Source organism: Kitasatospora sp. MY 5-36 (assembly GCF_001182915.1).
Lineage (GTDB): Bacteria > Actinomycetota > Actinomycetes > Streptomycetales > Streptomycetaceae > Kitasatospora.
The window spans coordinates 1-6,314 of the sequence record NZ_LFVW01000657.1; the positions used below are offsets into that span (position 1 = coordinate 1).

At 71.0% G+C, this 6,314-nt stretch carries 7 protein-coding genes; 6 read left to right on the forward strand and 1 reads right to left on the reverse strand.

Going from position 1 to position 6,314, the window contains the following annotated elements:
• Nucleotides 1-50: 50 nt before the first annotated feature.
• Complete coding sequence (locus AE652_RS32890) at nucleotides 51-335, reverse strand: hypothetical protein (protein ID WP_049658257.1); 285 nt, start codon at nucleotides 333-335, stop codon at nucleotides 51-53.
• A gap of 274 nt (nucleotides 336-609) precedes the next feature.
• On the opposite strand from AE652_RS32890, the gene AE652_RS32895 reads away from it, so the two are divergent.
• The 6 genes from AE652_RS32895 (at nucleotide 610) to AE652_RS32920 (ending at nucleotide 6,223) form a co-directional block, all read left to right on the forward strand.
• Entirely contained in the window at nucleotides 610-1,440 is an 831-nt protein-coding gene (locus AE652_RS32895; protein ID WP_063780347.1) for a GntR family transcriptional regulator, read from the forward strand.
• 27 nt (nucleotides 1,441-1,467) lie between these two features.
• Entirely contained in the window at nucleotides 1,468-2,031 is a 564-nt protein-coding gene (locus AE652_RS32900) for a UTRA domain-containing protein (protein ID WP_049658262.1), read from the forward strand.
• Between the two features lie 543 nt (nucleotides 2,032-2,574).
• A complete protein-coding gene (locus AE652_RS32905; protein ID WP_049658264.1) occupies nucleotides 2,575-3,651 on the forward strand; it encodes a hypothetical protein in 1,077 nt (358 codons plus the stop codon).
• A gap of 83 nt (nucleotides 3,652-3,734) precedes the next feature.
• A complete protein-coding gene (gene dnaB / locus AE652_RS32910) occupies nucleotides 3,735-5,249 on the forward strand; it encodes a replicative DNA helicase (protein ID WP_049658265.1) in 1,515 nt (504 codons plus the stop codon).
• Between the two features lie 344 nt (nucleotides 5,250-5,593).
• The gene (locus tag AE652_RS45585) at nucleotides 5,594-5,983 is read left to right on the forward strand and encodes a hypothetical protein (protein WP_049658266.1); all 390 of its coding nucleotides are present in this window, start codon (nucleotides 5,594-5,596) and stop codon (nucleotides 5,981-5,983) included.
• Nucleotides 5,984-6,082: 99 nt separating this feature from the next.
• The gene (locus AE652_RS32920; protein ID WP_234348631.1) at nucleotides 6,083-6,223 is read left to right on the forward strand and encodes a hypothetical protein; all 141 of its coding nucleotides are present in this window, start codon (nucleotides 6,083-6,085) and stop codon (nucleotides 6,221-6,223) included.
• The last annotated feature ends 91 nt before the right edge of the window (nucleotides 6,224-6,314 follow it).

Sequence of the window (6,314 nt, forward strand, 5' to 3'; positions counted from 1 at the left end):
GATCACCGCGTCCAGGGCCGCGGCCTGCGCCGCGTCGGGCTGCGACATCGTCAGCACCCCGCCGTCTGGAGGCCGGCAGCGCGGGTGGCGAGGGCGTGGTCGACGAACCAGGCGAGGTGGTCCCAGGTGGTCCGGGCCGCGCTGGCCGCGTGACGGGCGGCGAGCTCCCAGACCCGGGCGACCAGCTCGGCGACGGTACCCTCGCCGGCGGCCGGGTCGACCGCCGCGAGGTCCCGGGTGACGAGGGCCAGCACCTGGCCCTCGAACTGCGTGTGAAGGGCGGCGACGGAGCCGGATTCGATCCGGGCCCCGCGGCCGGGCATGATGTAGCGCACGGCAATCACTCCTCAGTGACAGTGAGGTTGGTCCGCCGAGCTGCGGGCCGGTGGTTGCGTCACCGAGCCCGCAGCGCCGTTTCCGGGCCCTGACCAGCGGTTGCGTCACTGATCTGAGCTCGTTGGGCATAGCGGTAGTGCGAGGTTGCCGCTCTCTCCCGGGGTTGCGTCCCGGTCGGTGGCGACGTGATGACGATGACACACAGAGCGATGCGCGGTCAACACTGTCGCGCGACAGTTGCTAAGTGTCGCGCCGCACCGTAGGGTCATCACCATGACCGAACCCACGGACGCGGCAGCAGCCGCATACCGGCGGGTGGCTGACCACATTCGCTCCGGCATCCGGGCCGGCGACGACGGTTTCACCCCCGGGTCGCGGCTCCCCAGCCTGCAAAATCTCGCCAAGCAGTACGACGTACCCCGCTCGATCATCGACCGGGCCGTGCGATCCCTGGCCGCTGAGGGCCTGGTGATCAGCGAGCAGGGTCGAGGCTCCTTCGTCAGTCGCTTCGTCCGAAAGATCACCCGAGACGGTACGTCGCGCTATCGACGTGTCGCACGGGAGCAGGACGTCGGCGGCGGCCGGCAGAGCCGGGGAGCCTTCGAGACGGAACTCCGCGGCATGGGGCTGGTGCCCGAATCGCGCGTGACCGTCGAGCGTGCGCAGCCGACCGCCGTCGCCGCCCAGGCCCTGGACGTCGATGCGGCTGCGGTCAGTACGGTCCTGCGATCCCGGGTCATGTACGCCGTCCCCCAGGACGACCCGTCCGCCCGGCCCATTCCCGTGCAGGTCGCCGACACTTTCCTCCCGCTGGACATCGCTGGCGACACACAGCTGGAGGACATCGACACCGGGCCGGGCGGCTCTATCAGCCGCCTGGCCGACCTCGGGTTCGCCCAGACCCACATCGAGGAAACGATCAACGTCCGGCCGCCGAGCGCAGCCGAGGCGCAGTCCCTCAACCTGTCCGACCAGCAGCCCGTCTACGAGTTGCTGCATGTCGCGCGCACCAGGGCGGGGCGAGCAGTGGAGGCGACGGTGCACATCATGCCCGTGCACCTCTGGACGCTCCGCTACGACTGGGCACTCGACCCCACCACCTGACCGGCCATCAACAACGAGGAGTAGAGCATGGCCAGCAACACCATCAACGAGGACGGCACCATCCTCCGCGACGCCGCCACCCGCTACCGCAAGGCCACCCGTGAGGACGGCGGCGCGCACGGCGCATTCGACGCCGAGACCCGCCGAAGCGGCGGCACCCCGAAGGCGGTCGTCGGCGTGGAGCGTGGAACCGCCCCGGAGCGCGTCGCCGGCATCCTCGGCACCGACGCCAGCACCACCGTCTCCATCCGGAAGCGCTCGATGTTCGACGGCGAGCGCCTGGTCCAGCTCGCCGACTCTTACATCCCGACCGACGTGGCCGAGGCCGCGGGCATCGAGCAGGTCGACACGGGCGTCGGCGGCATCATCAGCCGCATGGCCGAGGCGGGCTTCGCCCAGGCCAAGGCCGTGGAATACGTTCAGCTCCGTCCGGCGACCGGCCAGGTCGCGGAGCTGCTCGGCGTTGAATCGGGCACCGAGCTGATCGAGATCACGCACATCGGATACACCGACGAGGGCCGCGCCGTTGAGGCCACCGTGCACACCCTCGCCCCCGGCTGGGTGCTGCGCTACGACGTCCCGCTGGCCTAAGACTCCAGCTGCGCCCCGGCCGGGTTGTCGGCCGGGGCGCTCGCGATCTCTGTCCACAGGCTGCGCCCTTCACCCTGCTCCTGCCGGACACGCCCGGCGCCGCCTGGGTAGGGAGAACATCCGTGCTCGGGTCTAGGCTCGCGGCGGCTACCACAACTGAACAGGGCAAAGCAAAAGCGGCCCCCCTCCGGCAAGAGATAAGGCCGCTTCCACCGCATATAGCTGTTGTCGGTCCGACCGTACCAGTCGTACCCGCCGCAGGGCGAGAGACACCTCTCTCCTCGCCCGGCCGGGGGAGCACCTGGTGCCGTGGGACTGGCAACAGCGGGAGAGAGAGCACTTCTTGCGCCACTTCTTGCGCCACCCCGCCCCTCGGCGCCGCCGTGTCGTTCCGGCCGCACCGCCCACCCGTGACGCGCGTCACCTCGCCCGGCGTCACACCGATCCCAAATTTCGGGCCTCTATGGGCATGCCGTACCACACCCATGTCCAGACCTGCCCTTCTGACCACCTGTCCGTCCAGGCCGCATCGGAGGTGACCGCGTGACCAAGGCCGAGCCGCCGTTCGGCGGCACCCAGATCCGGCGGGCGTGGGAACCGCCGGAGGAGGTCATTCTCCAGCGGGCGGTTGTCGAGACCGCAGGGCTCCAGCCGGAAGACCTCGGCGTCCTGGCGGCGCTGCTGCTGATGGACCCGCGCAAGCCGGCCGACGCGAAAACGCTGGCGGCCGAGCTGCGGGCGATGGGCTGGAAGATGAGCCTGGACCGGTTCGAGGTGGTCGCCAAGCGGCTCACCAAGGCTGGGCACATGAGCCGCGAGTCCGTCTACGACCCGAAGACGAGACGCCCCGCCTGGGTCATCGAGGTCTACCGCAACCCGGCCAACAACCGCCCGTACGTCGCCGAGGGCGTCAATGCATCGTCGCAGGTCAGGGCCGAAATCGGGGAAAACCCGGCTCCGACTCTCGGAGGCCCTGCCAGAACCGGGGAAAACCCGATTTCGGCAGGTCAGAACGGAATCGGGGAAAACCCGGGTTCGGGGAAAACCCGAGACCGGAACGGGCCCGTTTCCGCAGGTCAGGGCCGGAATCAGGGATTCCCCACTTCCGGCTCCAACCCCCCACACCCCCCGGAGGAGGTAACTACCTCCTCCCCCAGCCCCCTCACGGACACCACCGGTCGCGTGCCGGCTACGCCGGGGGAGGAGGAGGGGAGGGTCTTCGCCCCCGAGGAAACCGCGGCCGCCGTCCGGCTCCTCCAGGTGCTCCCCCAGCCGTGGTCCGTTGGTCGGGTGAAGGCCAAGGGCATCGCCCCGGCACTGCTGGAAGCGATGTTCGACCAGGGCTGGCCGAGGATCACGGAGCTGGACGACCGTGCCCGGCGGCTCCTGGTGGAGCAGCTGACCAAGAACCCGGGCGGCATCAAGAACCACGGCTCGGTGCTGGAGCGCGACCGTGTTCCGAACCTGCCGCTGTTCGAGATCGTGGCCGGTGCGGCCATCCCCGCCCAGGGCGCTGCGCCGCGTCCGTCGCTGCCGAAGGAGGACCCGGACTTCAAGCCGGTTCCGGCTCCGGCTCAGGTCGCTGACCTGCTGGCCAGCCTGCGCAAGCCGAACATCTGACCCTGCCCGTACAGCACGACGCGGCCGCCGGAAGAACCCTTGCCCAGGCCCCGGCGGCCGCGTTTGAACTCCAGGAGTGAACCGTGGAATCCACCGCGAGCGTACCCACCCAGCACGTCCCGGACGAGATCGACTGGGCCGACACCGAGCCGCCGGCCGAGGAGGCGTCGCCGAAGGCCCGGCGCCGGAAGCCGAAGGCCGAGAAGAAGGCCGACGACAGCGGCTTCGAGCGGGTGCCGCCCGGCGGCCGGGAGAAGGACCTGGTCGCGGAGCAGTCCGTCCTCGGCGGCATGCTGCTCTCCAAGGACGCCATCATCGACGTCTCCAACACGCTCAGCGCGGACGACTACTACCGTCCCGCGCACCAGACGATCCACCGCGCGATCCTCGACCTGCACAAGCGCAAGGAGCCGGCCGACCCGATCACCGTCGCCCGCGAGCTCGGCAAGCGCGGTGAGCTGGAGCGCGTGGGCGGCGCCTCGTACCTGCACACCCTGGTCAACTCGGTGCCCACCGCGGCGAACGCCGAGTACTACGCCGAGGGCGTGCGCGAGCAGGCGGTGCTGCGCCGCCTGGTGGAGGCCGGAACCCGCATCGTCGGCATGGGCTACGCCGGTGAAGGCGAGATCGACGAGATCGCCGCCGCCGCCGCGGCCGAGATCGCGGCCGTGGTGGAGACCCGCGGCCGCGAGGACGACTTCGTGCTGCCGCGCGACACCGTCGGCACCACCCTCGACAACATCGAGGCCGCCGGCACCCGGACGGGCATCACCGGCGTGCCGACCGGCTTCGCCGACCTGGACGCGCTCACCCAGGGCTGGCAGCCCGGCCAGGTGATCATCGTCGCGGGACGGCCGGGCCACGGGAAGTCGACGGTGGCCATGGACTTCGCGCGGGCCTGCACCATGCCGCGCAACGCCGCGGACCAGCCGATCGAGGGCGCCGGGCGCCCGGCCGCGTTCATCACGCTGGAGATGTCGGTCGACGAGCTGAACATGCGGGCCCTGTCGGCGGAAGCCAAGGTCGGGCTGCACCACCTGCGGGCCGGAACCCTGACCGACGAGTCCTGGCACAGCCTGGCCGTCGCCGCCCCGCGCTACAGCGACGCCCCGCTCTACATCAACGAGTCCGCCCAGTCGCTGCCCGAGATCCAGGCCAAGTGCCGCCGGCTCAAGCACCGCGTCCCGGACCTGTCGCTGATCATCATCGACTACGTCCAGCTCATCACCGCCGGCACCAAGCGGCGCGGCGACGACAACCGCCAGCAGGAGGTCTCCGACATCAGCCGCAACATCAAGCTGCTGGCCAAGGAACTCGCCATCCCGATCATCATCCTGGCCCAGCTCAACCGCGGCCCCGAGATGCGCACCGACAAGACCCCGATGGTCGCCGACCTGCGCGAATCCGGCTCGCTGGGGCAGGACGCCGACATCATCATCCTGCTGCACCGCCCCGACGCCTACGAGAAGGAGCACCCCCGCGCGGGCGAGGTCGACCTGATCGTCGGCAAGCACCGCAACGGCCCGACCGCGACGATCACCCTGGCCGCCCAGCTCCACTACTCGCGTTTCGTCGACATGACCCGCGACGTTACGTGAGGTGTGTGGAGCCCCAGCTCCAACGCGGCGTCAGCCCCCGGTCCCTGAAGGGCGCGAGAAACGGCCTGAGTGCCCCACAGGGCGCCCGACAGCCCCGCCCGTGCCGGAAGGGCCGGGCGGGCTCATGATCGCCCGATAGAAGGCGATCTAGCTCGCGGCAGCAGCCGGTATCCGGCCGTAGCCAAGCGGCCTCCGGGCCGCGACCCCGCCGCCGTCCCGACCACCCGCACCGGCGACCGGCGCGCCTACACCCTCACCGAGCAGGCCGCGGTCGCCGCAGTGGTCAGCACCGGCTGCTGACCCGGCCGCACCCGCTCCCCTACCCACCGAGAGGAAGACCTGCTGTGACCAGCACCACCGACCACAACGGCAACGCACCGGACGGAACCCACGGCGGCCGGTTCCCGCTGGTGCTGTACCGGCACGACGGCGAACTCATGTTGCCCGCCACCCACGTCACCGCCCTGCTGCGCCACGTCGCCGAGACCGTGCGGATGTGGCGGGTACGGGGCGAGGTGCCGCTGGACCTGATGACCACCGCCCGCATCTACGACTCCGTGGTGCGCTACGCCGCCGACCTCGACACCGCGATCGCCCTGGCTGGCACGAGCGCCGGCCAGGGCGCGGACCGGGCCGCGGCGGACGAGCTCGCGCGGGACCTGGCCGAGCTCGCCGGCGCCTACCTCGCCGCCGACAAGCCGACCGAGCCGCGCCCGCTCCCGGCCGGAAGCTGACGGGCCCACGGGCGGTGCCGCCGTCGGAAGGCCCGTTACGGGCTCGGGCTCAGCCAGGCGCAGGTCAGCCGGAAGCTGTCCGGCCGGCACGGCTGGGCCGTGGCCGACCTCGACCGGCTCTCGGTGCACTACGGCATCGCCGTGGTCGACCTCGTGGTCGGCCCGACCCACGCGTTGAAGCTGCTGCCGGACAAGCGCCGCGCCGTCGTCGGTGGCACCCAGACGGTGATCACGGTGTAGCGGGCGCGCGCCCGGCCGGGTACGCGCCGCGCATGAAGGCCACCTGTAGGTGGCCTTCGGCGTCCGGGAGGGCTCGCGTCACTTCTCTGCC

Excerpts from the sequence above, each read along its gene's own strand:
- AE652_RS32895 (WP_063780347.1), top strand. The coding sequence starts at position 610 with ATGACCGAACCCACGGACGCGGCAGCAGCCGCATACCGGCGGGTGGCT.
- AE652_RS32900 (WP_049658262.1), top strand. The coding sequence starts at position 1,468 with ATGGCCAGCAACACCATCAACGAGGACGGCACCATCCTCCGCGACGCC.